This is a genomic window from Abiotrophia defectiva ATCC 49176, assembly GCF_000160075.2.
Classification (GTDB): Bacteria; Bacillota; Bacilli; order Lactobacillales; family Aerococcaceae; genus Abiotrophia; species Abiotrophia defectiva.
The window spans coordinates 907,852-932,299 of the sequence record NZ_KI535340.1 but is presented as its reverse complement, the minus strand read 5'-3'; the positions used below and the strand labels follow the sequence as shown (position 1 = coordinate 932,299).

24 protein-coding genes, 1 other RNA gene and 1 riboswitch are annotated in these 24,448 nt (G+C 51.0%); of the genes, 24 read left to right on the top strand and 1 reads right to left on the bottom strand.

Features of this window, described 5'->3' with window-relative positions; genetic code table 11:
• The first annotated feature begins 98 nt into the window (after positions 1-98).
• From ffs to trxB, 24 genes are all read left to right on the top strand, one after another.
• Positions 99-188: signal recognition particle sRNA small type (ffs, locus tag GCWU000182_RS09845), an RNA gene on the top strand.
• 191 nt (positions 189-379) lie between these two features.
• Positions 380-802 (top strand): YjdF family protein, encoded by a 423-nt coding sequence (locus GCWU000182_RS04235; RefSeq protein ID WP_023391536.1) that lies wholly within the window; start codon positions 380-382, stop codon positions 800-802.
• A 69-nt stretch (positions 803-871) separates the two neighbouring features.
• A riboswitch (M-box (ykoK) riboswitch) is annotated at positions 872-1,027 on the top strand.
• Positions 1,028-1,243: 216 nt separating this feature from the next.
• A complete protein-coding gene (gene mgtA, locus GCWU000182_RS04230; protein WP_023391534.1) occupies positions 1,244-3,901 on the top strand; it encodes a magnesium-translocating P-type ATPase in 2,658 nt (885 codons plus the stop codon).
• 266 nt (positions 3,902-4,167) lie between these two features.
• Positions 4,168-6,135, top strand: a complete 1,968-nt coding sequence (dnaX, locus tag GCWU000182_RS04225; protein ID WP_023391532.1) for a DNA polymerase III subunit gamma/tau — start codon at positions 4,168-4,170, stop codon at positions 6,133-6,135.
• A gap of 25 nt (positions 6,136-6,160) precedes the next feature.
• The gene (locus GCWU000182_RS04220; protein WP_211234432.1) at positions 6,161-6,484 is read left to right on the top strand and encodes a YbaB/EbfC family nucleoid-associated protein; all 324 of its coding nucleotides are present in this window, start codon (positions 6,161-6,163) and stop codon (positions 6,482-6,484) included.
• Between the two features lie 31 nt (positions 6,485-6,515).
• The gene (gene recR / locus GCWU000182_RS04215; RefSeq protein ID WP_023391530.1) at positions 6,516-7,112 is read left to right on the top strand and encodes a recombination mediator RecR; all 597 of its coding nucleotides are present in this window, start codon (positions 6,516-6,518) and stop codon (positions 7,110-7,112) included.
• A 25-nt stretch (positions 7,113-7,137) separates the two neighbouring features.
• Positions 7,138-7,770, top strand: a complete 633-nt coding sequence (tmk, locus tag GCWU000182_RS04210) for a dTMP kinase (RefSeq protein ID WP_023391529.1) — start codon at positions 7,138-7,140, stop codon at positions 7,768-7,770.
• Positions 7,771-7,796: 26 nt separating this feature from the next.
• On the top strand, positions 7,797-8,126 hold the full coding sequence (locus GCWU000182_RS04205; RefSeq protein WP_035364067.1) for a cyclic-di-AMP receptor: 330 nt from the start codon (positions 7,797-7,799) through the stop codon (positions 8,124-8,126).
• A gap of 12 nt (positions 8,127-8,138) precedes the next feature.
• Positions 8,139-9,092, top strand: a complete 954-nt coding sequence (locus GCWU000182_RS04200; RefSeq protein ID WP_023391527.1) for a DNA polymerase III, delta' subunit family protein — start codon at positions 8,139-8,141, stop codon at positions 9,090-9,092.
• 44 nt (positions 9,093-9,136) lie between these two features.
• Positions 9,137-9,529 carry an initiation control protein YabA gene (locus GCWU000182_RS04195; protein WP_023391526.1) on the top strand — a complete coding sequence of 131 codons (393 nt, stop codon included), beginning with the start codon at positions 9,137-9,139 and terminating at the stop codon, positions 9,527-9,529.
• 9 nt (positions 9,530-9,538) lie between these two features.
• On the top strand, positions 9,539-10,291 hold the full coding sequence (locus GCWU000182_RS04190; protein WP_023391525.1) for a tRNA1(Val) (adenine(37)-N6)-methyltransferase: 753 nt from the start codon (positions 9,539-9,541) through the stop codon (positions 10,289-10,291).
• A complete protein-coding gene (locus GCWU000182_RS04185) occupies positions 10,281-10,613 on the top strand; it encodes a GIY-YIG nuclease family protein (protein ID WP_023391524.1) in 333 nt (110 codons plus the stop codon). Before GCWU000182_RS04190 ends, GCWU000182_RS04185 begins: the two co-directional genes overlap by 11 nt.
• Positions 10,594-11,466, top strand: a complete 873-nt coding sequence (rsmI, locus tag GCWU000182_RS04180) for a 16S rRNA (cytidine(1402)-2'-O)-methyltransferase (protein WP_023391523.1) — start codon at positions 10,594-10,596, stop codon at positions 11,464-11,466. The genes GCWU000182_RS04185 and rsmI overlap by 20 nt, the downstream gene beginning before the upstream one ends.
• Before the next feature lie 16 nt (positions 11,467-11,482).
• The gene (locus tag GCWU000182_RS04175) at positions 11,483-11,683 is read left to right on the top strand and encodes a hypothetical protein (protein ID WP_023391522.1); all 201 of its coding nucleotides are present in this window, start codon (positions 11,483-11,485) and stop codon (positions 11,681-11,683) included.
• Positions 11,670-12,236 carry a DNA-3-methyladenine glycosylase I gene (locus GCWU000182_RS04170; RefSeq protein ID WP_023391521.1) on the top strand — a complete coding sequence of 189 codons (567 nt, stop codon included), beginning with the start codon at positions 11,670-11,672 and terminating at the stop codon, positions 12,234-12,236. Before GCWU000182_RS04175 ends, GCWU000182_RS04170 begins: the two co-directional genes overlap by 14 nt.
• Positions 12,237-12,336: 100 nt before the next feature.
• On the top strand, positions 12,337-15,165 hold the full coding sequence (gene uvrA / locus GCWU000182_RS04165; RefSeq protein WP_035364064.1) for an excinuclease ABC subunit UvrA: 2,829 nt from the start codon (positions 12,337-12,339) through the stop codon (positions 15,163-15,165).
• Positions 15,166-15,571: 406 nt separating this feature from the next.
• The gene (locus tag GCWU000182_RS04160) at positions 15,572-17,266 is read left to right on the top strand and encodes a DUF4097 family beta strand repeat-containing protein (protein ID WP_023391519.1); all 1,695 of its coding nucleotides are present in this window, start codon (positions 15,572-15,574) and stop codon (positions 17,264-17,266) included.
• Between the two features lie 12 nt (positions 17,267-17,278).
• Positions 17,279-17,458, top strand: a complete 180-nt coding sequence (locus GCWU000182_RS04155; protein ID WP_156905288.1) for a PspC domain-containing protein — start codon at positions 17,279-17,281, stop codon at positions 17,456-17,458.
• Positions 17,459-17,488: 30 nt separating this feature from the next.
• The gene (locus GCWU000182_RS09840) at positions 17,489-17,869 is read left to right on the top strand and encodes a PspC domain-containing protein (RefSeq protein ID WP_023391517.1); all 381 of its coding nucleotides are present in this window, start codon (positions 17,489-17,491) and stop codon (positions 17,867-17,869) included.
• A complete protein-coding gene (locus GCWU000182_RS04145; protein ID WP_023391516.1) occupies positions 17,869-18,204 on the top strand; it encodes a phage holin family protein in 336 nt (111 codons plus the stop codon). The genes GCWU000182_RS09840 and GCWU000182_RS04145 overlap by 1 nt, the downstream gene beginning before the upstream one ends.
• A gap of 158 nt (positions 18,205-18,362) precedes the next feature.
• Positions 18,363-19,298 (top strand): HPr(Ser) kinase/phosphatase, encoded by a 936-nt coding sequence (hprK, locus tag GCWU000182_RS04140; protein ID WP_023391515.1) that lies wholly within the window; start codon positions 18,363-18,365, stop codon positions 19,296-19,298.
• Positions 19,299-20,120 (top strand): prolipoprotein diacylglyceryl transferase, encoded by an 822-nt coding sequence (lgt, locus tag GCWU000182_RS04135; RefSeq protein WP_023391514.1) that lies wholly within the window; start codon positions 19,299-19,301, stop codon positions 20,118-20,120.
• Positions 20,121-20,124: 4 nt separating this feature from the next.
• Complete coding sequence (locus GCWU000182_RS04130; protein WP_023391513.1) at positions 20,125-21,153, top strand: NAD(P)H-dependent glycerol-3-phosphate dehydrogenase; 1,029 nt, start codon at positions 20,125-20,127, stop codon at positions 21,151-21,153.
• 16 nt (positions 21,154-21,169) lie between these two features.
• Positions 21,170-22,102: a thioredoxin-disulfide reductase gene (gene trxB, locus GCWU000182_RS04125; protein ID WP_023391512.1), complete on the top strand. Its 933-nt coding sequence runs from the start codon at positions 21,170-21,172 to the stop codon at positions 22,100-22,102.
• 463 nt (positions 22,103-22,565) lie between these two features.
• Here the strand turns inward: trxB and GCWU000182_RS04115 are convergent, their stop codons facing one another.
• Entirely contained in the window at positions 22,566-24,287 is a 1,722-nt protein-coding gene (locus GCWU000182_RS04115) for a phospho-sugar mutase (protein WP_023391510.1), read from the bottom strand.
• Positions 24,288-24,448: the final 161 nt, after the last annotated feature.

The window sequence follows — 24,448 nt, the reverse complement described above, 5'->3', positions numbered from 1 at the left end:
GCCAGGAAGTCATTCCTAGCTTCTTTTTATGGGGAAATTGGCGAGGTAGGGGGGGCCTAGTGGCTTGCATCTTGCATTTTGAATCAGCTTTTGCTAGAATAAGAGTAGGCAATGGCGGCGTCATGAATCGAGTCAGGACCGGAAGGTAGCAGCTATAAGTGACAAAGCCATGTGCTTATTTTTTTATTTATCGAGTACCATTAAAACTGCCCATTATATCATATATGATATAATGGTTTTTTCTTATGCTACGTTGTATACTAAGGTAGAATGATAAAAACACATGAATCGGTTGGTAGTCCGGTCCTAGCTTTGGCTAGCAGTAACCTGCCCCTCCTGGGTTGTCCCTTCATTTGAATTCAAAAAAGGAGGGACTGTTATGACGGAAAGCATCTGTCTCACAGTATATTTCGACGGGAGTTTTTGGCTAGGGCGCTTGGAATGGCGTGAGGCCAAGCGCATGCGGGTGGCGACCTACACCTTCGGCCAAGAACCGACTAATCCTCAGCTTTTGGCCAAGCTACCCAGTATCTGGCAAGACTTGACTTGGAGTCCGGCAGTGGACCAAGAAAAGCTAGACCCGCACAAAAGGCTCAACCCCAAACGTCTCTTGCGCCAAGCCAAACGCGCCTTAGTAGAGGCGCCAGTAGCCAGTACCAAGGCTCAGCTTGCCTTGAAGGTCCAGCAAGAGACCCGACAACAAAAGGGCAAGCGTCAAAAAAGCGCCAATAAACGCGAGCACCAAGCGCGCCAATTTGCCCTTAAGCAGGCTAAACGTCGAGAAAAACATCGTGGCCATTAAGGCCCGAAATGCCTCCCATTTGGGGGCATTTTTTTGATTGACAGAGCCAAATATTAGCGCTATACTAAGGGTGCAATTCGGTAGGTGAGACTACCATAGGGATACGGATGACTACCGCAAAGAAGTGGAGACACTTCGCGTTGGTTAGCAGTTGCTGTCGAGAAGGCGGCGACTAACGTCATTTCATCGCCCTATGATGTTAAAGCTTGGACGATGAATGAGAAAGTGAGACGACTTTATCTTGTCATGGTCTAAGCCATCACGAGGTAAAGTCTTTTTTGATGCCTACTGCGCAAAAATCAACTAAGAAAGGAGTGTTCAGCATGCCGAATGCCGATAGTGAACCAATACTGAGGCCAAAACCTGAATATCGAAGCCAAGGCGCTGAACACGCCCTGGTTTGGCTATTTGGGTAACCCTATAAATTAGAGAGGTGAACCCATGTTAACAGCAAAAGAACGTTTAGAATTAGCAATGATGCAACCAACGGCTGAACTCCTAACCCAAGTAGGGAGCTCTCCCCGTGGCTTGAGCCCAGAGCAAGTTGAAGTCAATCGCGAAACTTATGGTGAGAATGTCATTACCAAAGCCAACCAGGCTAGTCTCTGGCAAAAAATTTATGAATCCATTATTAACCCCTTCACCGTCATTCTGCTGATTATTGCCTTGGTCTCCCTAGTGACCAATGTCATTTTAGCCGAACCTGGTGAGCAAGATCCGACCACCCCTATTATTATCCTTGTTTTAGTTATGGTATCTGGTGCTATTCGCTTCTTCCAAGAGCTCAAGAGTGACCAGGCTGCCAGCAATTTATCCAGCCTGATTGTTAACACTGCTACGGTCATCCGAGATGGGCAAGAGAGTGAGGTGCCGATTGATGAATTGGTTGTAGGGGACCTGGTTAAATTAAGCGCCGGCGACATGCTTCCGGCAGATGTCCTGCTATTAGAATCCCGCGACTTTTTCGTCCAACAATCTAGCCTGACGGGTGAGAGTGATTCCGTCGAGAAGAAGGCTTATGCCCTGCCTGACCCTAGTCAAGCTAACAAGAGCCCATTGGAGGCGGAGCAACTCGTCTTTATGGGGTCCAACGTAGTGAGCGGAAGTGCTACTGCCCTAGTCTTGGTGACGGGGAACCATACCTTGATTGGGCGGATTGAGAAGACGCTGAACACCTATGACGAGCCGACTTCTTTTGAGAAGGAGATGAACAGCATTTCCTGGCTGCTCATACGTCTGATGCTAGTCTTAGTACCGGTGGTCTTCGTTATTAATGGGCTGACCGATTCGGACTGGCTAGAAGCAGGTGTCTTTGCCTTAAGTGTGGCGGTTGGTTTGACACCTGAGATGCTGCCGATGATTATCACAGCCAGTCTGGCCAAAGGCTCTGTTATCATGGCAAAAGAAAAAGTCGTGATTAAGAAGCTCAACGCCATTCAGGATTTAGGCGCTATTGACATTCTCTGTACAGACAAGACCGGTACTCTAACCCAGGACGAAATTATCCTAGAGTATCCCTTGGACATTCATGCGCAGCTAGACCTAGGAGTCCTTAAGGTTGCCTACCTTAATTCCTACTTCCAGACAGGACTTAAGAATCTTCTGGATCGGGCCATTATTGGTCGTACTGAGAAAGAAGCTCTAGAACATGAGGACCTACGGGACCTAGCCAGTCGTTACAAGAAAATTGACGAGCTCCCCTTTGACTTTGAACGTCGTCGTATGAGTGTTATCGTTCAAGAAGGGAGCCAAGTCCGCATGGTGACCAAAGGGGCCCTAGAAGAGATGCTGTCAATTTCCAATTATGTCCAAGATGACGGCCAGATTATAGCGCTAACGGACGAGATTCGCGCTGATGTCCTAGAAGCCATGAGTAATCTCAATGACCAAGGGCTACGTGTCCTAGGGGTCTGCTACAAGAATTATGACAATCCCCACCATGCCTTCACAGTCCAAGATGAATCGGACATGATTCTTATGGGCTACCTAGCCTTCTTAGATCCACCTAAGCCTTCGGCAGCGCCAGCCATCCAGGCCCTACGCGAGCATGGCGTGGCAACTAAGATTTTGACTGGGGACAACGAGAAGGTGGCCCGGACAGTTTGCGAAAAGGTAGGATTAGATGTTGATCACATTCTGCTAGGGACAGATATTGACACGATGACCGATGAGACATTAGGTGAGTTGGTTGATGATATTACCATCTTCGCCAAACTCTCACCAGACCAAAAGGCCCGTATTATTCGCCTGCTCAAAGCCAAGGGCCACAAGGTCGGCTATATGGGGGATGGCATTAATGATGCGCCTTCCTTACGCGTGTCAGATGTGGGGATTTCTGTTGATACAGCGGTTGATATTGCCAAGGAAGTGGCCGATGTAATCCTATTAGACAAGGACCTCTTGGTCTTAGAAAAAGGCTTAATTGAAGGCCGTAAGGTCTACGCCAACATGACCAAATATATCAAGATGACGGTCAGCTCTAACTTTGGTAATATTTTCTCCCTCTTGTTTGCGTCGGTCTTCCTGCCATTCTTACCGATGGCACCTGTACATCTGATTGTGCTCAATCTGGTCTATGACTTATCTTGCATTGCCCTACCTTTTGACAATGTAGATCCTGAATTTCTCAAGGAGCCACGGGCATGGTCAGCAAAATCCATTACACGCTTTATGGCTTGGATGGGGCCAACATCGTCTATCTTTGATATTATCACCTTTATGGTGATGTTCTTCCTGATTGGGCCCATGATTACGGGAACCAGCTATTTTGAGTCAGCTGATCCAGCCTACTTCCTCATGGTATTCCAAACTGGTTGGTTCATTCAGTCCATGTGGTCGCAAACCATGGTAATCTATATGTTACGCTCACCAAAATTGCCTTTTGTGCAGTCCCTACCGGCTTTCTCCCTAGTGGTCACTTCACTTTTTGCAGTTTTCGCCGTAACTATCTTACCTTATACGCCATTAGCTGGCGCACTTAAGTTGGCACCATTGAATGCGCCGTACTTTATCGCCTTACTGCTGATTATTGTCGCCTACATGGCCTTAGTGACAGTAGTGAAAGCAGCTTATATCAAACGTTATAATGAATGGCTCTAGAGCCAAAGGCTGGGATTAGGTCCCAGCCTTTTTGGTTTGCTAGGATGAAGAAGCTTGAGCTAGGGGGCTCCGTAAAGAACTAGATTTGAAAATATGTTAAGAAAAATAACCGTAGATTTGCTAACTTCTACCCTATTTATCTATAGAATAGATAAATAGGGAGACCATGAGGCCAATGGAGATTTCTAAGTCCCCGCCTAGCGGATAGGGGGTGAGGTATGCTATAATAGATAGGAAATATCTGTGCCCAAAAAGGAGGGTGGACAATGAGTTATCAAGCCTTATATCGGGTCTGGCGGCCCCAAAGTTTTGACGAGTTGGTGGGACAACCCCTCATCGCTGAAACCCTGAAAAATGCGGTCAAGAACCAGCAATTAAGCCACGCCTATTTGTTCACCGGGCCACGGGGAACAGGGAAGACCTCTGCGGCCAAGATTCTGGCCAAGGCGGTCAACTGCCCACACCAGACAGATGGCAATCCCTGCAACCAGTGTGAACTTTGCCAGGCCATTACAGCTGGCCAATTAAGCGACGTCATTGAGATTGACGCGGCCTCCAACAACGGGGTCGAGGAAATCCGTGACCTGCGGGACAAAGTGCGCTATGCGCCGAGTCAAGCGACCTACAAGGTTTATATCATCGACGAGGTCCATATGTTGACCACCGGGGCCTTTAATGCCCTGCTCAAAACCTTAGAAGAGCCACCGGCTCAGGTTCTCTTCATCCTAGCGACGACGGAACCTCATAAGATTCCAGCCACCATTATCTCGCGGACCCAACGCTTCGACTTCGGCCGCATTAGCCAGGCCGACTTAGTCGGTCGCATGCAGTACATTCTGGAACAAGATGGGATTGACTTTGAAGCGGAAGCCCTAGCAGTGATTGCGCGGGCCGCTAATGGTGGGATGCGGGACAGCTTGAGTTTGTTAGACCAAGCCCTTTCCTATAATCGCTCAGCGGTGACTGTTCAATCTGCCTTGGAAGTGACAGGGTCCTTGTCTCAGCTCGTCTATATCGATTACCTGACTGCCCTGCAAGCCCAGGACGGGCCTAAGGCCTTGAGCATCCTGCAGGCCAGTCTTCAAGAAGGTAAGCAGGCCAACCGCTTTGTGGAAGAGCTAATTCTCTTCTGCCGGGACCTCTTGTTGACCTTGAATTCCAAAGACAACTTCACCCTCCTGACCGAAGCAGAACTCAAGCCTCTGCGTCAAGCTGGGGACAACTGCTTTTATTACAATCTAATTGAAAGACTGAATCAGGCCTTAAACCAAATGCGTTTTGCTACACAGGCCGATCTCTTCGTAGAAGTAGCCACCATTGAATTGGCCCAAGAGGTCGCCAATGAGCCAGTAGCCTCTGGCCTTGAATCAGGCACCGTGGCCGATCTTGTGCGTCAGGTGCAAGCCCTGGAGGCCAAGGTTCGCCAATTGGAAGCCCAGTTGCGTGCAGGGGCTCCTGCTCAAGCTGTCCCTAGCCCTCAAGCCCCAGCGGAGGATGACCAACCAAGGGTACCGCGCGAGCGTCCTGCTGGCCAGCGCCAAGCCTATCATTTGGACACGGATGCCATCTATGCCGTCCTCAATGAAGCCACACGTCAAGACGTCAGCCAGCTCAAAAGTGGCTGGGCTGCTTGGCTAGAATCCTTGCCACCACAAGACCGCGTGCGCTTGACGGGCGCAGAGGTACAGGCAGCAGGTCCTGAACGTATTCTCTTGGCCTTCAAGAGCCAGGACTTTTGTGGTCGAGTCCAACAAGATGCTGATTTCGTCCAAGAACTCAGCCGCCAACTGGCTCGCCACTTTGACCGGCCAGTCGCTCTGGCCTTTGTCTTACAGAGTGAGTGGAGTCAGGTGCGCCAGACTTATAAGGTCCTCTATGATCAAGCGGGCGGTCCAATCAAAATTGGCGCCGTGGCAGAACCTATTAGGCTAGCCCTAGAGGCGGAGCCTCTAGAAGCTGAACAAACCAGCCCACCATCAGACGACTTCCAAAGCCTGGAACAAGTCATGATGGACCTACCAGAGGCGCCAGAAGCAAGTGAGCCAGGCACTGATTTGTTTGGTCTGCCAATGGAAACGCCAGAACCCGCTCAGCCAGTAGCGGACCAGGAGGACTTGCCGACGGTTGACCCTGTCTTCGCACAGGCACCAGATCAGGACAGCCTCCCACCTGTTGTCAGCCAAGCCTTGGCCCTCTTTGGTCAAGATGTGGTCGACATTGATTACGAAAAATAAAGCAACCCTAAAAGGAGATATAAAGATGCGTGGAATGGGAAATATGGGCAACATGCAAGGCATGATGCAAAAAATCCAAAAAATGCAAAAGGAAATGACCAAGGAGCAAGCGGCCATTGAAGCCACTATCTTCCAAGCCCAAGACGTTAACCAACTAGTAACCGTCAAAGTCAACGGTAAGAAGGAATTAGTAGAGTTGGACCTAGCGCCAGACTTGGTAGATCCAGATGATATCGAGATGTTACAAGATCTAGTGATCGCAACAGTGAACGATGCTTTGAAGCAAGTAGACCAAGCGACGGAATCTCGCCTAGGTAAATACACCCAAGGCATGAACCTGCCCTTCTAGCCTATAAACCATCAAAGGAGGTGGCCACCCAGTGCAATACCCTGCACCTATCGCGAAGTTAATCAATAGTTTTACCAAATTACCGGGTATTGGAGCCAAGACAGCGGCTCGGTTGGCCTTCTATGTCCTTGACATGAAAGAATCCGACGTGACCGAGTTCGCCCAAGCCCTGATTCAAGTCAAACGCGACTTGCGCTTCTGCCCGACTTGCGGCAATATCACGGACAGCGAGCTCTGCGTCATCTGTTCCGATCCAAGTCGTGACAGCAAGACGGTCCTGGTGGTAGAAGATGCCCGGGATGTCATGTCCATGGAGCGAATGCATGAATATCATGGCCTCTACCATGTCCTTCATGGGGTCTTATCACCCATGGAAGGCACGGGGCCAGAAGATTTGAATATTCCTTCACTCCTGCGTCGTTTGCAGGAGACGGAGATTGAAGAAGTCATTGTAGCCACCAATGCCACGGCTGAAGGGGAAGCAACCGCCATGTACTTGGCCCGCTTGCTTAAGCCAGCCGGCATTAAGGTGACTCGCCTAGCCCATGGTTTGGCGGTAGGTAGTGACATTGAATATGCCGATGAGATGACCCTCTTCCGGGCCATTGAAGGGCGACGTGAATTATAGTGGAAAGACAAAGTGAGGAGAAGGCATGTTTCCAGGAAAGTTTATAACCCTTGAAGGTCCTGATGGGGCCGGCAAGAGCAGTGTGATTGCGGAGTTGACCGCCTATTTAGAGGGCCAGGGCCATCAAGTCCTGACTACTCGCGAGCCGGGGGGCGTGCCCATCGCGGAAGAAATTAGACGGGTCATTCTAGATGTGGATCACATCGCCATGGACCCGCGGACAGAGGCTCTCTTGTTTGCGGCAGCCCGTCGCCAACACTTGGTCGAAGTAATTCTACCAGCCTTGCGTCAAGGCAAAATCGTCCTCTGCGACCGCTTCGTGGATTCGTCCTTGGCTTACCAAGGGATGGCTCGCGATATTCCGGTGGATCTGATCTGGTCCATTAACCAGTTTGCAGTGGAAGACCAACTACCGGCTCTGACTCTCTTAATCGATGTGCCAGCTGAGGTGGGCCTAGCCCGCATTCATCAGGCTCGTGGTCAGCGCCAGTATGACCGCCTAGACCAAGAATCCTTGGACTTCCATAACCGGGTCCGCCAGGCCTTCCTAGATTTGGCCCAAGCCTCGCCAGAGCGTATTAAGGTTATTGACGGCCAGGCGCCACTAGACCAGGTTGTGGCTGCTTGTATTGACGTTCTACATCAACATGCCCTCTAGAGACAGAGAGGAGAAGGAGTATCATGATGAAATTAATTATTGCTATTGTTCAAGATCAAGACCAAAACGAATTGAGCCGCGCTTTCTATGATGCCAATGTCCGTGCTACCAAGTTATCTACCACAGGTGGTTTCTTACGGGCCGGCAACACTACCTTTATGATTGGGATTGAAGAAGAACGGATTGAGGAAGTCTTGAAGATTATTGACCAATGTTCTAAGGCGCGTGAACAATATGTCAGCGCTCCGCTCCATTTGGATATGGGGCTAGACTCAGCTGTCAACCTGCCTGTTAAAGTTGAAGTAGGGGGCGCAACCGTCTTCGTCTTGCCAATCGAAAGCTTCCACCAATTCTAGGCGGCGACTGGTATGGCTACCTATAGCGTCGAAGCCCTCAAGGCTTATTTTGCCCAGCAGGTTGAGGAAGGCCACCTAGCCCATGCCTACCTGCTGACAGGTGGGGACATGACTAGCAAGCGAGCCGTCATGACAGCCCTAGCCCAAGACTATTTCTGTGCAGATAGCGCTGGCGACCCAAGGACTATCCGTCAACGGATTGCCGATAACCAGTATGCCGATATCTATTACTTAGAGGCTCAAGGCCAGACCCTCAAGGTCGACCAGGTCCGTGAACTTAAGGAATGGTTGGGGCAGAGCCCGCTAGAAGGGCGGGGTAAGTTTGCTATTATTGAGCAGGCTGAACGCCTCAACGCTTCTTCGGCCAATGCCCTCTTGACCGTCTTGGAAGAGCCGGTGGACAATGTCTATCTCTTCCTCTGGAGTCCCAGTGCCAACTTGCTCCTGCCGACTATTTTGTCACGGGTTCAAGTCCTACATTTGGAGGCGCCAGACCGCCAAGCCCAGGCAGCGGACTGGGAGGCTCACGGCGTCTTGCCCGTTCATGCCCAGATTCTGGCAGGTTTCAGAGAGGAAACGGTGGCCCGTTGGACCAGCGACTATGAGGCGACCCAGTTTGAGCAGGCCATCAAGACCTGGAATGGCTGGTATCGCCAGCTAGTGATGGGTGACCCCATGGCCTTTGTGGCCCTGCAGACCCGTCTCAAAGGAGACCTGACCCAGCAAGGCGGCTTGGACCTAGCAGATTATTGCCTGCGTCTGACCCATCAGCTCCTAACCAAGGCAGCAGCCTATGATTTCCAGGGGCATTTCTTGACCGACTTGGCCAAACAAGGCTTGCCTAGCCAGGCTGACCTCTTGCGGGTCAACCAGCTCTTGTTAGAAGCTAAGCAGCGGATTTTGGCTAATGTATCCCCTCAGTTGGCTTTAGAACAGTGCGTCTTACGATTTAAGATGGGGCGCTAAGCCAGCCAATTCACTCTTATTGATAATGAAAGGATGTTGTGCTAATGGATGAGTCAAACTTGACCCAGATTCTGGCCCTAATGGATAGTCAGTTTAGCCAATTAAGTGATACCATGGCGCAACTCAAGCACCAGGTAACAGAACTTTCCCATGAAAATAACCGCCTTCGCATGGCCAATGCCCAGTTAGCATCGGTCGTTAGCGAAGCCAGTCCACCCCTGTCGGATCTACCCCAAGAGCAAGAAGATAAGCATCAGGAGGAGACTAGTCAGGCGGCGCCAGCCAAACGGCAACAGGCAGGACGCGAGCGATTGCAGACCTTCTACCAGGAAGGCATCCACATCTGCCATACCTTCTATGGTATGAAGCGAGAGCCAGGCGAAGAGTGCATCTTCTGTCAGAATCTCCTGGATAGTTTCCAGCGAGACAACCACTAGGAGGGGCTTATGACAGACGCAACTGACTTACTTAAGCCTGGCGAGCGCCTAGACTATCTAGCCCGCGAGAACTTATCGATTATACAAAATCCAGACTACTTTGCCTTCTCAGTCGATGCCATCCTCTTGGCCCATTTTGCCAAGGTGCCAAGACGCCAGACGGCCAGAATTCTGGACCTCTGCAGTGGGACAGGGGTCATTCCCTTCCTACTCAGTGCCAAAACAGCCGGTCACATAGATGCGATTGAACTGCAAGAGGCCCTAGTGGACATGGCCCAGCGCTCTTGCCAGCTCAATAATCTGACGGACCGGCTGACTTTTCGCCAAGGGGATGTTAAAACCATGGAGGCGGCGCGCCCCCTCTATGACGTTGTCACTTGCAATCCTCCTTATTTCTCGGTCACTAACAAACAGACCCAACACCACCTGACCTCTCATGCCATTGCCCGGCATGAGGTCTACTTGACCTTGGAGCAATGGGTGGCCCAAGCCAAGCGTCAGCTCAGGACCCGAGGCAAGCTCTTCTGTGTCTATCGGCCAGACCGCCTAGACGACTTGATGGAGACCTTGCTAGGGGCGGGCTTTAGTGTTCATCGCCTGCAATTTGCCTATGGCAAGGCTGACCAGGTGGCCAAGGTGGTGCTGGTTGAAGCCATCTACGCAGGGGGGCGCCAAGGCCTGAAGGTGGAGCCGCCGATTGTCATGTATGGGCCGGACCAGCAATACACCCCAGAAATGAAGGCAATTTATTATGGCGACTAAACAGTATTTTTTCTATGTGCTCTACTGCGCAGACCATACGCTCTATACCGGCTATACGGTGGACTTAGAGGCGCGGACTGCCAGTCATAATGCTGGCAAGGGCGCCAAGTATACCCAACAAGCCAAGCGCCGGCCAGTTCGCCTGCTCTATGCTGAAGAGCGGCCTAGCCGGTCTTTGGCCATGCGGGCAGAGGCACGTTTTAAGCGACTGACTCGGGCCCAGAAAGAAGACTATCTCTTCCGCCATGGCTTGACGTCCTTATCGGCTAGCCAACCCTTAATTATTCCCCTGGAGGTGCAAGATGGAACAACGGAGCTTTGAGTCCTGGAATGGGGGAACCCTCTACTTGGTGCCAACGCCGATTGGTAACTTAGAGGACATGACCTTCCGGGCTATTCGCCACCTCAAGGAAGCAGATTTGATTCTGGCGGAGGATACCCGTAATACCATTAAACTCTTAAACCATTTTGAGATTGAGACGCCTATGCAGAGCTTCCATGAACATAGCCAGGCTGACCGCCTCCAGCCCTTGTTAGAACGTCTGGCGCAAGGTCAGGATTTGGCCTTGGTGTCAGATGCTGGCATGCCTCTAATTAATGACCCAGGTCATCCCTTGGTGGATGCGGCCCTTAGTCAGGGCTTAGCGGTGGTGGCTCTGCCAGGCGCCAATGCGGCCCTGACAGCCTTGATTGCTTCGGGCTTATCCTGCCAGACCTTCACCTATTACGGCTTCTTCCCACGGGATAAGAAAGGCCAGGTCGCTGTCTTAGATCTAGTGGCGGGCCAGGAGGCGACGGCCATTTTCTATGAGTCGCCCCACCGCATCAAGCAGGCTCTCCAGGCCATTCGCCAGGAATTGGGGCCGGATCGAGCTGTGGTCATAGCGCGGGAGTTAACCAAGCGATATGAGACCTATATTCGGGGCAATGTCCATCAAGTGATCATGTGCCTAGCTGACCAGGAAATCAAGGGCGAATGTGTCCTCTTGGTCGCTGGCGGGGGTAAGGCCGAGATGGGCCCTGAGCTGACCGCAGAGACCGATCTTAAGGCCTTGGTCCAAGACCTCATGGCTCAAGAAGGCCTCAATTCCAAGCAAGCCATTAAACAAGTGGCCAAGACTTACGGACTGAAAAAACAAAGCGTCTATCAGGCCTATCACGACCTGACCGATTAATAGAGGAGGAAGACTTATGGCATTAAAAGATGAAGATTTCTTATTGAAAAACGATAAAGACTTAGAGGCTGCCATGGCCAAATTAGGCCTGGTCCTAGATGAAGAAGAGAAGGAATTCGTTGATCCTACCGACCAATTTGCCTTTGACCCAAGCGCCTTAGAAGATGACCATGACCAGGATGACCAAGCCAAAGGCAAGGATCATGGACGCAAGTAAAAAACGTTGCGCCTGGGCAACCAATATGCCAGATTATTACCAGGCCTACCATGACCAGGTTTGGGGCGTGCCCCAGCACCAGGATTTAGACCTTTTCAAATGGTTGGTCCTGGAATCCTTCCATGTGGGCTTGTCCTGGCGCTTGGTTCTATCCAAGGAGGCTAACTTTGCCCGGGCCCTGGAAGGCTATGACTATGGCCGTATCGCCCAGTATCAGGAAGAGGATGTCGAACGCCTAGCCCAGGATGCGGGCCTTATCCGCCATCGGGGCAAGATTCGAGCGACCATTGCCAACGCCCAGGCCTTTCTCAAGGTGCAGGCGGAATGGGGCAGCTTCGATGCCTATATCTGGCACTTTACGGAGGGCCAGGTGGTCTTTCCGCCCCCAGGGGAGCGGCTGACCCGAAGCGACTTGAGCGACCGCATAACCAAGGACCTCAAGAAGCGGGGCTTTAAATTCCTAGGCAGTGTGACGGTCTATTCCTATCTCCAAGCCATCGGCATGGTCAATGACCACGAGCCAGAATGTTTCTGTTATCAAGCAGTGCGCTAGCCCTTGAAGGCCGGCGCTTTTTTTGCGAACAAATTTTCGCACCTGGGAGACTAAGTGTGCTATAATGGGTAAGGTAAGATTGAACCAGAGGAGAAAGACAATGGCCAAAGATAAAATTGTAATCAAAGGGGCACGTTCCCATAACTTAAAAAATATTAACCTAGAGATTCCGCGTGACCAGCTGGTGGTAGTGACGGGGCTTTCCGGGTCAGGTAAGAGCTCCCTGGCCTTTGACACCCTCTATGCGGAGGGTCAACGTCGCTATGTGGAGAGTTTGTCGGCCTATGCCCGCCAGTTCCTAGGTCAAATGGATAAGCCAGATGTGGACTCCATCGAAGGCCTGAGCCCGGCTATTTCCATCGACCAGAAGACCACTAGCCACAACCCGCGGTCAACGGTCGGTACGGTAACCGAAATTAACGACTACCTGCGTTTGCTCTATGCTCGTGTGGGGGTACCCTACTGTCCCCATCACCATATTCCTATTCAACGCCAATCTGTTGAACAGATGGTCAACCAGGTCCTAGACCTACCTGAGCGTACGCGTATCCAAATTCTGTCCCCTCTGATTCGTAATCAAAAAGGCCAGCATCAGAAGACCCTGGAGAAGATTAACAAGGACGGTTTTGTCCGGGTGCGAGTGGATGGCCAGATTTATGATGTCACCGAAGTGCCTGAACTAGCCAAGAATACCAAGCACAATATCGACGTCGTGGTGGACCGGGTCGTCATCAAGGATGGCGTCCGCTCCCGCCTCTTCGACTCCATGGAGACTGCCCTCAAACTATCTGAAGGCTATGTCATTATCGATGTCATTGACGGTCAGGAGATGCGTTTCAATGAACACTTTGCCTGCCCGCATGGCGATTTCCAGATGGGCGAGTTGGAGCCCCGTCTCTTCTCCTTCAATGCGCCTTTTGGTGCCTGCCCAAGCTGTGACGGCTTAGGTTCCCGTCTAGTAGTGGACGAGGCCTTGGCTATTCCCGATGAAAATCTGACCTTGGAAGAAGGGGCCTTTGTCGCTTGGAATCCAATCAGTTCCAACTACTATATGTCCATGATGCGCCAATTCTGTGAACAGGAAGGCATCCCCATGGATGTTCCTTATAAGAAGCTCAAAAAGTCCCAGCAAGCAGACCTTAAGTATGGGGTCAAAGACGGACGCAGCTTCAAATTCACCTATACCCCAATGTCGGGAAACGGCACGCGGACGGTGGATACGGTCTTTGAAGGAGTTATTACCAATATGGAACGCCGCTACAACGATACGGGTTCCGACTACACCAAGGAAGTCATGCGCCAGTACATGGTCGAGCATATCTGCCCAGCCTGCCAGGGCCAACGTCTCAACCCAACGGCCTTATCAGTTCGGGTAGGGGACCTCAATATCGCCCAAGCCACCGAATTGTCTATTAGTGATGCCTTGGCTCACTTCAAGAGCCTGACCTTTGGGCCGGCCGATGAAGTCATTGCTAAGCCCATTATCAAGGAAGTGACCGATCGCCTGACCTTCCTTAATAATGTGGGGTTAGATTATCTGACCTTGAGCCGGGTGGCTGGTTCCTTGTCAGGTGGGGAAGCGCAACGTATTCGTCTGGCTACCCAAATTGGCTCCAACCTCAGTGGGGTCCTCTATATCTTGGATGAACCTTCAATCGGTCTCCACCAACGTGATAACTCTCGTCTCATTCAGTCGCTGACTCAGATGCGGGACTTGGGCAATACCCTGATTGTGGTGGAACACGACGAAGAAACCATGATGACAGCCGACTATATTATTGATATTGGGCCGGGTGCTGGTGAGCACGGTGGCCAAGTGGTCGCATGTGGGACACCAGAAGAGGTCATGAAGAATCCAAATTCCTTAACAGGTAAATACCTGTCAGGTCAGGAGAAAATCGCCTTGCCAGCCAGCCGTCGTCAGGAAGACAAGGGTTGGGTGACCGTTACGGGAGCTAACGAGAACAACCTGCAGAATGTCACCGCCAAGTTCCCCTTAGGGCGCTTTGTCGCAGTGACGGGGGTTTCGGGCTCAGGTAAATCCAGTTTGGTCAATGCCATCCTCAAGCAGGCCTTGCTCAAGGAACTGACCAAGGCCAAGACCCGTCCAGGTAAATTCAAGTCGATCAAGGGCTACGAAAGTTTAGACAAGATTATCGACATTGATCAGAGCCCAATCGGCCGGACGCCGCGTAGTAACCCAGCGACCTATACGGGGGTCTTCGACGATATTCGAGACCTCTTTGCCCAGACCAATGAAGCCAAGTTGCGCGGTTATAACAAAGGGCGCTTCAGCTTCAATATCAAGGGCGGGCGTTGTGAAGCCTGTGCCGGTGGCGGGATTAACAAGATTGAGATGCACTTCCTGCCAGACGTCTACGTGCCTTGTGAGGTCTGTGGTGGCCGTCGCTATAACTCTGAAACCCTGGAAATCAAGTACAAGGGCCTCAACATCACCGAAGTGCTAGACCTAACCGTTGAAGAAGCGGTGGAGTTCTTCGCTGCGATTCCAAAAATTAAGCGCAAACTCCAAACCTTGCTAGATGTTGGTTTAGGCTATATTAGCCTGGGTCAGTCTGCTACTACCCTGTCAGGTGGGGAAGCTCAACGTATGAAGTTGGCGGCCGAATTGCAGCGGGTTTCGACAGGCAACACCTTCTATGTCTTGGATGAACCAACGACCGGGCTTCATGCCCACGACATCCGCAAGTTGCTAGAGGTCATCGACCGCCTAGTCCAAGCGGGCAATACCGTAGTGGTCATTGAACATAATCTGGATGTCATTAAGACCGCCGACTATGTCATCGACCTTGGGCCAGAGGGCGGGGTTCGCGGTGGTCAGATTATCGCCACCGGGACACCGGAAGAAGTAGCCAAAGTCAAGGGCTCCTTCACCGGCCAGTACCTCAAACCATTATTGAAAAAATAAAATAAGACTGGGACATTTGTCCCAGTCTTATTTGTTTATTTTACGTTCCCTATTTATTAGTGTTACACTAATAAATAGGGTTTGGCACCATGATTTTTACGGTCTTACTTAGCCGTTTTTCACAAAGTCGGACGAATTTCACAAGAACGTTCGTCTTTTGGCTGGAAAAGCTTGATTTAATAGGCTTTTACTAGGCAGACTGTCAAAGCTTCAATATATAATAATTTATATTTTTCCTTATAACTTAGCATAAGTCATGCGTTTAGAGCGGCTGAGACCTGTCAGTCGCTCTTTTCATCCCTAGGTCCGAGCAAATATCGGTCCTAGGCCCTATGTCAAACGAGTGGAAAACTGGCATAATAAGGGTGTAGTTAAGAAACAAGCCCTCATTTAAGGAGTGAGAGATATGAATGAGAAAGAAAGAATCATTGAATTAGTCAAACAACAAGTCATTACCATGGATGAAGCCCTTCGCCTCCTCGAAGCTTCGGCCCAAGCAAAATCAGCGGACCAAGTAGAGGAGCCAGCCGACGCTCAAGATCAAGACCAAGTGACGGACCAGGAAGCCTCAACCAATCAAGAAGCGCCAGCAGACCAAGAGTCTGAGCAGGGCAAGAAGGCGGGCTTCGATTCGGAACAACTCAAGGCTACCGTCCAAGAAGCCATCGACAAGAGCCTCAAATTTGGTCAAGAAATCATCTATAGCGTCCAACAAAGCCTTGATGACAAACAAGAAGATAAGCAAGATGACAGCAAGTCAGCAGAGCCAGCACCCGAAGCCTCTCAACCTGAAGCTTCACTCAGCCAGGAAGAGGCAGAAGCAGCGGCAGCCAAGCGCCAAGAATTAGAGGAAAGCCTGGAAAAAGAAGGCCAAGCCCTCCTAATCGCTAAGCAACGCCTAAGAGAGTTCGAGATTCTAGCAGAATTAGACGAGCTCAGTGAAGAACTCCAAGCTCAAAAAGCTCAAGTAGCAGCAGAAGTCCTGGAGCGAGGCCAAAAGATTGACCAGCTCCAAGAAGAACTCAAGGCCTACAAGCCAGCAAGCCCTGCTTCAGAGCCCTTCGCCCAACGACTCAACGACTTCGTTCGCCAAGTTAATGAAGGCGGCCAACGAGCAGCCGACCACGTCAGTCGGGCAGCGGATCAATTCGGCCAGAAAGCCGACCGCGCCGGTCAACGTATTGATAATGAAGCCAACCGCCTGGGCCGGGTCATTGGTCAAGTGGTGAGCACAGCCTTTAAGGCAGCGCGTGAAGGCATTCGCGTAGGCGTTCGGGCCTACGGCCGTTTGGGCAATGAATGGGAGCATACTTTTAACTTTGACGCTAAGGACCTAAAAATGTTAGACTTTAAGTTATCACGAGGCGATGTCAAAGTCACTCGCGCCCATGTGGATCAAGTCTCAGTCAATGTCAAGGCTAGCTTCTTCGGTAAGATTCCAAATCCTAACCTAGAAGATTTCCAAGCCCACAGCATTCTCTCCATGGACGACGGCAACTTGCTCCTGCAAGTAACAGACGACCATATGTCAGCGGATATTGAAGTGACCCTGCCAGACCAAGACTTAGAAACTGTTCGAATTGAGACCACCCAAGGGGATATTGAGCTAGACGGTGTCCAAGCCAAAGAAATTTATCTGACGACTGTCAATGGGGATGTCGACCTTTCTGATGTGGCAGCTGACTTATTAGACTACCATTCAACCAATGGAGATCTAGACTACCGCCTAGCAGAGGTTAAACGCCTCAACCTTGAGACAACCAACGGCGACTGCCGCGTGGTAGGTGCCATTGGCGATGTAGCGGCTAGCCTGATTAGTGGCGACCTGCTCTTAACCAAGCGCGATGAGACGCCGGCTGCCATGAAGGTCAGCACAGTCAGTGGCGATGTCAAGATCGCCATTCCAGCTAACTTAAGCCTAGAAGGCAGCGCCCAATCTAGCTCAGGCGACGTGGAACACCGTATTGGCCACCTAGACGTTGAAACTCACCGTCATCACAGCCTGGAATTCCAACGGCTGATGACCAACCAAGAACGCCCCGTTCATTTAGAAATTAACACCGTATCAGGCGACATTCGCCTCAAAGATACCGATTTATAGGAGGAATTTATCATGAAACGATTAACCCGTAATAGCCGTGAAGGAATGTTTTTAGGCGTTTGTGCCGGGATTGCTGATTATTTTGGCATAGACCCAACGCTTGTGCGCGTAGTCTGGGTGATTTCCGGGCTCTTAGGTGGTGTGGGCTTGTTCGGCTACTTGATTGCAGCTTTCATCATGCCAGAAGCCTAAGCTTAAGTAAGGTAGAAAGAAGGAACGACCATGAAACGACTATATAAATCTACCCGTGACCGTAAAGTAATGGGGGTCTGCGGGGGGCTGGGAGAATATTTAGGCATTGACCCTACCTTCCTTCGCCTAGTGTGGTTTGTCCTCATCTGGCCAGGTTGGGGGACCCCTTTCCTCATTTATTTGGTCTTGGGGATTATACTGCCAAGTGACTATACGGTTGCGAATGGCCCTACCAGTCGCTCTAGCCACCGCGAACAGGAAAGAGACCGTTATCGCCAACAGGCTAACCGGGCAAGAGAGGAACTCAACGACTTCCTACGCCGCTATCAAAAAGGCGCAGCAGGTCGCGATGCTAAGGCAGAGCCTAAGCGACGTGATGTGACGCCTAAGGATGACTGGAGTGATTTCTAATGCGTCGGATTTTATTGAATACCTTACTCTTTATGGGCTTGGCCCATGTTATGCCGGGCGTCAACGTTACGGGCTTTGGCGGAGCCTTAATATCAGCCTTTGTCTTCGCCCTCTTAAGCGTGACGGTAAAGCCAGTCCTAGAATTCTTTGCCTGGCCTCTTAACTTCTTGAGTTTGGGCTTGGTCAACTGGTTGATTGCCGGCTTTATCCTGCTTTTAGCTAGCTGGTTACCGGGTGGCCTTACCATTAGCTCTATCTGGAGCGCTATGTTGGTGGCCGTTGCCCTTTCCCTAGGCCAAAGCCTAGTTGGCCTGGACAGTCCCTATCATGATTAAGACTCATAAAAGACCGCAGACCGGATGGCTGCGGTCTTTTGCTTAGGGTGGTAAATTCAGTCTTTTCAAGGGTCTGTCCGGGCAAACGAAAAGATAGGAATTCTCCGCCGTCTATGTTAAGATTAGGAGGTAAAAGTCAATGAGGAGGCAACATTTTCATGTCCAGCAGTGTAACCGTCAATGAACTCGTAAAAACCTTAAAAATTCAATATGCCTTTGGGGAAGATTATGGTTCTCGTCAAATATATACTAGTGAAGTATCCCGGCCAGGTTTGGCCCTGACAGGCTTTGTGGAGGACTATCCCTTCGAACGTATTCAACTGATTGGCCGGACAGAGCTCCTCTACCTCGCGAGTCTGCCAGAGGAGCAGCGCCTTGTAGCCTATGAGTCCCTCTGTAATGAGGAGACGCCCGCTATCATCTTCGCACGTGATATGGCGGTTCCAGAGGATATCTTCACCGTGGCAGATAAATATCATGTGCCAATCTTGGTGGCACGCTCTAAGACCACTCGGGTGCTCGCCAACTTGACTAACTTTTTGGAAGGACGTTTAGCTGAACGTTTGGCTAAGCACGGCGTCTTCGTGGAAGTATTCGGGATGGGGGTCCTCCTAACCGGGGGGAGCGGTGTCGGTAAGTCTGAAACGGCTCTAGAATTGGTCCAACGCGGCCACCGTCTGATTGCCGACGACCGGGTTGAACTCTTTATGATTGACGAATTAACCCTAGTCGGTGAAGCTCCTGAAATTCTCCAAAACCTCTTAGAAATCCGTGGTTTAGGCATTATCGATGTCATGTCTCTTTACGGGGTCGCGGCCATCCGTCGCTCCAAGCGTCTAGAATTGATTATTAATCTCGTGCTAGATGATGGTCAAACCGAATATGACCGTCTAGGCTCACAACGTGAATATGAACAAATCTTTGAAGTCAATGTGCCTCGCATCCGCATTCCAGTTAAGACGGGGCGGAACTTGTCAGCCATTGTTGAGTCGGCTGCCATGAACTTTCGGGCTAATCAAATGGGTTATGATGCGACCACTACTTTCAACCGTAAACTAGACGCCCTTATCAAGAAGAATCGGGTTGATGACTAGATGCCAGTTTTAGCCATTGATCCCATTGCCTTCCGTTTGCTGGGCTGGCCCGTCCATTGGTATGGCCTCTTGATTGGCTTAGGTATGGTCCTATCCTATCTCTTAGTCATGCGCGAGGGGCGCCGCAAGGGCCTGTCGGAAGATTATCTGTCGGATGCTTACTTCTGGACCATTATCTTAGGCCTGCTGGGGGCGCGCGCCTACTATGTGCTCTTCCGTTTGGACTACTACCTGGCCCATCCCGACCAAATCATTCAGATTTGGCATGGTGGGGGTGCCATCTACGGTGCCATCTTGCTAGGGACAGCCACCATTATCTATGTGGCAAGGCGCTATCAGCAAGACCTAATCCTGACCTTGGATGTGGCAGCGCCAGGCATTATGTTGGCCCAAGCCATCGGACGTTGGGGCAACTTCGTTAACCAAGAGGCCTATGGACCAGAAACCAGCCGCGCCTTTCTAGAAGGTCTGCATTTGCCGGCCTGGCTCATTGATCAAATGCAGATTCAAGGCCATTATTACCAGCCGACTTTCCTGTATGAGTCCTTGTGGAACTTACTGGGCTTGGCCCTAATTTTAGTCTTGCGACGACAAAAAGGCTTAGTCAAACGTGGCGAATTAGCGGCCGGCTACTTCGTCTGGTATGGTCTAGGGCGCTTCTTCATTGAAGGTCTACGGACTGATAGTTTATACTTGGGTCCCTTGCGCATTTCGCAGGGGGTGTCCGCCGTCATGGTAGTGCTGGGCCTAGCCTGGATAATCATCAGACGGCGAGCAGGTCACAGTGTGGCCTATTCAGATTTCCAATTAGAAAAGAGGTAAGGACATGAAAATTGCCGTATTAGGTTCAGGTTCCTGGGGGACTGCCCTAGGCCAGGTCTTGGCTGAAAATGGTCATGAGGTGGTCTTATGGGGACGTGAAGACTACATCGCGGACGAAATTAACCAAGCCCATACCAATAGCCACTTCCTGCCAGGCATTAACCTGCCAGCGACCATTGTGGCGACAACGGACTTGAAAGCAGCCTTGGATCAAGCCGCTGTCTTGCTCTTCGTCTTACCAACCAAGGCCATTCGCTCAGTTGCCCGTCAGGTAGCGAGCTATCTCAGTCAGTCAGATGCCCAACCCCTCCTAGTGCATGCCACTAAGGGGCTGGAGCAGGGGACCCATTTGCGGGTCAGCCAGATGATTGAAGAGGAAATTCCGCGTCAAGACTACCAAGACCTGGTTGTCTTGTCAGGTCCAAGCCATGCCGAGGAAGTAGCCCGCCATGACCTGACGACTGTAACGGCCGCTTGTCCTAATTTGCAAGCAGCTGAGAAGGTGCAGGCCCTCTTTAAGAATCACTACTTCCGTATCTATACTAATACCGATGTGGTAGGTGTGGAAATGGGCGCGGCCCTCAAGAATATTATTGCCCTAGGGGCCGGTGTCCTAGCGGGTGCTGGCTACGGCGACAATGCCAAGGCCGCCCTGGTAACGCGTGGTCTGGCTGAAATTTCCCGTATGGGCATTAAGTTGGGGGCGGACCCGCTGACTTTCGTTGGTTTGAGTGGGGTTGGCGACCTAGTGGTCACCTGTACCAGTCCCCACTCCCGTAACTGGCAGGCAGGAAATCTGCTAGCCAAGGGTTACAGCAAGGAAGCCATCGAAGAAGAAATTCAAATGGTAGTCGAAGGGATTGCTACCTGCCAGTCAGCCTATGAACTGGCTAAGGAATCCGGTATCGAAATGCCAATTACCGAGGCCCTCTATGGTCTCATTTATGAAGGGGCCCAGGTCAAGGAAGGCCTGCTTCGCTTGATGACGCGCGACGGCAAGCAAGAAGCCTCCCTGTCTCAGGCGCATTATTAAGAGAGTGAATGATAGAATGGAAAAAGAATTAATTGTAACAGATGTCGTCGTGATTGGCGCTGGGCCGGCTGGTATGACCGCCGCCCTCTACGCTTCACGCGCGAATCTCAAGACCCATATGATTGAAAAAGGCGTTCCCGGTGGGGAAGTCAACAACACAGCTGATGTGGAAAACTATCCTGGCTTCTCCCTGGTTTCTGGCCCAGAATTGGCCCAACACATGTACCAAGGGGCTATGCGTTTTGACGCGGTCCACGACTACGGCGATGTAAGCCATATTGAAGTAGCAGGCGACCTTAAGAGAGTGCATACCAGCTCTAAGGTCTATGAGGCCAAGGCCGTCATTGTGGCGACCGGTTCTTTCCACCGCCATCTTGGCGTGCCAGGGGAAGAAGAATTGGCTGGACGAGGCGTGTCCTACTGTGCGGTCTGTGACGGTTTCTTCTTCCGCGATAAGGAAATTATCGTGGTCGGCGGGGGGGACTCAGCCGTTGAAGAGGCCCATTATCTGACTCAATTTGCTAGCAAGGTCACGGTTATTCACCGTCGTGACGAGCTCCGAGCGCAGAAAGTCCTGCAAGACCGGGCCTTTGCTAATCCTAAGATTGAATTCATCTGGGATAGCGTGGTGGAGGAGATTCTAGGGACGGATGCGGTTGAAGGCGTGCAAATTAAGAACGTCAAGACGGGCCAAACCAGCCGCGTGGATGCCCAAGGGGTCTTTATCTACGTCGGCTTAGTGCCTAACTCAGAAGCCGTTAAAGATTTAGGAATTACCGACGCAGAAGGCTGGATCATCACGGATGACCATATGGCCACTAGCTTGCCAGGCGTTTTTGCAGCCGGCGACGTGCGTCAGAAGCACCTGCGCCAGATTGTAACAGCCACCGGCGATGGCGGCACGGCTGGTTTCCAAGCCTACCAATACATTGAAAGCCTTAAAGACTAAGTTAAAAAGCCCTGCACTGTCTATCAGTGCAGGGCTTTTGTTTGAGCCAGTGGTCCACTCCGTCGAGTAGACCACTAGCTCCCAGGAAAAGGCCGGAAACGGCTCAAAAGTCAGGAAAAGCATCGAGCCAGTGGTCCACTCTGTCGAGTGGACCACTAGCTCCCAGGAAAAGGCCGAAAACGGGCCAAAAGCTAGGAAAAGCATCGAGCCAGTGGTCCACTCCGTCGAGTGGACCACTAGCTCCCAGAAAATCGAAAACGGGTCAAAAGTCAGGGAAATCGCCGAGCTAGTGGTCCACTCTGGCAAGTGGACCACTAGCTCGGCCAAAAGATAGGATTCAGGGCAGATTTCATGAGATTCCGAGCTAGCTCAGCCAAAAACCTAGAGCTAGAGCCACTACCTCCCCATCAAGCTAACCACACAAAAAGGACTGGGCACTAATCCCAGTCCTTTTGCCTTAGTCTTAGGCGGTTAGTTTAGCGATGTCTGCTTCAATCTTAGCAGCCTTAGCTTCTACTTCTTCATGCGAAGCGCCTTGGGTGCCTAGATAGAGCTTGATTTTTGGCTCGGTACCACTTGGACGGAAAGCCACCCAGCTGCCGTCTTCCAAGACATACTTGAGGGCATCAGATGGTGGGAAGGTCAAGGTTTCAACCGTGCCGTCAGCCAGAGTCCGTGTGCCAGCTAAGTAGTCAGCTGCGCTCACCACTTTGAGGCCACCCATTTCCTTGATCCCTTCGGTCCGGATTTGTTGCATGATGGCTGCCATCTTAGCTTGCCCAGAGAGGCCTGGGAAGTCCACTGCGATAGTCTTTTCATAGAAGTAGCCGTATTTTTCGTACATGCTTTCTAAGACATCAGCCAAGGTACGGCCCGCTTTCTTGTGGTAGGCGGTCAATTCGGCCAAGACTACCAAGGCTTGGATTGCATCCTTGTCGCGCACAAATGGCTTGATGAGATAACCGTAGGATTCTTCAAAGCCCATGAGGAAGGTCTTAGAACCTGTTTCTTCATATTCTTGAATCTTCTCAGCGATAAATTTGAAGCCAGTCAGTACTTCGACCGCTTCTAAGCCATAGTGAGATAAAATAGCGTTAGCAAAGTTAGTCGATACGATAGACTTAACCGCTACCCCGTTCTTAGGCAGTTGGTTGAGTTCCAACTTAGCGTTTAAGATGTAGTCCAACATGAGGGAAGCGATTTGGTTCCCAGTCAAGAGTTGGTAGTCCCCTTTGCTAGTGCGAACCTTAGCCCCGAGACGGTCAGCGTCTGGGTCAGTTCCTAAGAGGATATCCGCTTCTACCTTTTTAGCTAATTGCTCTGCTAGGTCAAAGGCCGCAGCAGATTCAGGGTTAGGTGACTTAACAGTTGGGAAGTCGCCGTCTGCTTTAGCTTGTTCTTCTACCACGTGAATGGTGTTGAAGCCTGCTTGGTTGAGGGCTTTAAGACCTAGGTACATACCGGTCCCGTGAAGTGGCGTGAAGACGATGCTGACTTGGTCCGCCATTTCCTTGACTAATTCAGGGTTGATGGTGACAGCCTTCATTTCTTCTAGGTAAGCTTGGTCCACACGGTCACCGATGATTTCTACGACGCCGCTACCTAATAATTCGGTCTTGTCGCCTACTTCAACGGTTAGTGGGTTTTCCACTGCGCGAACAAATTCTGTTAATTTATCTGCATCTTCTGGTGGCATTTGCCCACCGTCTTCGCCGTAAACCTTGTAGCCATTGTAGGCGGCAGGGTTGTGGCTGGCAGTAATCATAATCCCAGCGTAGGTGTTGAGGTAACGCACGGCAAAGGATAATTCAGGTGTTGGTCGTAGGCTCTCAAAGACATAGCTCTTGATGCCGTGACGGCCCAAGACCAAGGCAGCTTCCATGGCGAATTCAGGTGAATAGTGCCGTGAGTCATAGGAAATCGCAACCCCGCGGTCTTTAGCCGCTTGGCCAGCTTCTTCGATTAATTGGGCTAAGCCTTCTGTTGCTTGGCGAACGGTGTAGACGTTCATGCGGTTAGGCCCTGCCCCTAGGACACCACGCATACCTGCTGTCCCGAAGCTGAGATTAGCGCCAAAGGCATCCTTTAAGGCTTCTTCATCTTGGTTATTGGCTAACTCTTCCTTGAGAACTGGATCAAGGGCGTCGTAATTTTTCCAGAGGTTTAATGTTTCTTGCCATGTCATAGCATTACCACCTTTCAGTATTGCGTCATAAGAGAAATGAAACCTAGTGAGAGGCTCCTCACTTTATGCTAATATTCTACCATGAAATGTAGACGGTTACTAGTAGGGCTAGAAATTTGAAGCGAAAATTTAGTGATAGCACTATGGCAAACGTCCGGGTT

Bases quoted from the DNA above. Each gene is read 5' to 3' on its own strand.
- GCWU000182_RS04220 (WP_211234432.1), top strand. From the start codon at position 6,161: ATGCGTGGAATGGGAAATATGGGCAACATGCAAGGCATGATGCAAAAA.
- lgt (WP_023391514.1), top strand. From the start codon at position 19,299: ATGCCAGTTTTAGCCATTGATCCCATTGCCTTCCGTTTGCTGGGCTGG.
- GCWU000182_RS04155 (WP_156905288.1), top strand. From the start codon at position 17,279: ATGAAACGATTAACCCGTAATAGCCGTGAAGGAATGTTTTTAGGCGTT.
- GCWU000182_RS04160 (WP_023391519.1), top strand. From the start codon at position 15,572: ATGAATGAGAAAGAAAGAATCATTGAATTAGTCAAACAACAAGTCATT.
- GCWU000182_RS04200 (WP_023391527.1), top strand. From the start codon at position 8,139: ATGGCTACCTATAGCGTCGAAGCCCTCAAGGCTTATTTTGCCCAGCAG.
- GCWU000182_RS04185 (WP_023391524.1), top strand. From the start codon at position 10,281: ATGGCGACTAAACAGTATTTTTTCTATGTGCTCTACTGCGCAGACCAT.
- rsmI (WP_023391523.1), top strand. From the start codon at position 10,594: ATGGAACAACGGAGCTTTGAGTCCTGGAATGGGGGAACCCTCTACTTG.
- GCWU000182_RS04190 (WP_023391525.1), top strand. From the start codon at position 9,539: ATGACAGACGCAACTGACTTACTTAAGCCTGGCGAGCGCCTAGACTAT.
- uvrA (WP_035364064.1), top strand. From the start codon at position 12,337: ATGGCCAAAGATAAAATTGTAATCAAAGGGGCACGTTCCCATAACTTA.
- trxB (WP_023391512.1), top strand. From the start codon at position 21,170: ATGGAAAAAGAATTAATTGTAACAGATGTCGTCGTGATTGGCGCTGGG.
- hprK (WP_023391515.1), top strand. From the start codon at position 18,363: ATGTCCAGCAGTGTAACCGTCAATGAACTCGTAAAAACCTTAAAAATT.
- GCWU000182_RS04205 (WP_035364067.1), top strand. From the start codon at position 7,797: ATGAAATTAATTATTGCTATTGTTCAAGATCAAGACCAAAACGAATTG.
- GCWU000182_RS09840 (WP_023391517.1), top strand. From the start codon at position 17,489: ATGAAACGACTATATAAATCTACCCGTGACCGTAAAGTAATGGGGGTC.
- GCWU000182_RS04175 (WP_023391522.1), top strand. From the start codon at position 11,483: ATGGCATTAAAAGATGAAGATTTCTTATTGAAAAACGATAAAGACTTA.
- GCWU000182_RS04145 (WP_023391516.1), top strand. From the start codon at position 17,869: ATGCGTCGGATTTTATTGAATACCTTACTCTTTATGGGCTTGGCCCAT.
- dnaX (WP_023391532.1), top strand. From the start codon at position 4,168: ATGAGTTATCAAGCCTTATATCGGGTCTGGCGGCCCCAAAGTTTTGAC.
- GCWU000182_RS04115 (WP_023391510.1), bottom strand. From the start codon at position 24,287: ATGACATGGCAAGAAACATTAAACCTCTGGAAAAATTACGACGCCCTT.
- GCWU000182_RS04195 (WP_023391526.1), top strand. From the start codon at position 9,137: ATGGATGAGTCAAACTTGACCCAGATTCTGGCCCTAATGGATAGTCAG.
- mgtA (WP_023391534.1), top strand. From the start codon at position 1,244: ATGTTAACAGCAAAAGAACGTTTAGAATTAGCAATGATGCAACCAACG.
- GCWU000182_RS04130 (WP_023391513.1), top strand. From the start codon at position 20,125: ATGAAAATTGCCGTATTAGGTTCAGGTTCCTGGGGGACTGCCCTAGGC.
- tmk (WP_023391529.1), top strand. From the start codon at position 7,138: ATGTTTCCAGGAAAGTTTATAACCCTTGAAGGTCCTGATGGGGCCGGC.
- GCWU000182_RS04235 (WP_023391536.1), top strand. From the start codon at position 380: ATGACGGAAAGCATCTGTCTCACAGTATATTTCGACGGGAGTTTTTGG.
- GCWU000182_RS04170 (WP_023391521.1), top strand. From the start codon at position 11,670: ATGGACGCAAGTAAAAAACGTTGCGCCTGGGCAACCAATATGCCAGAT.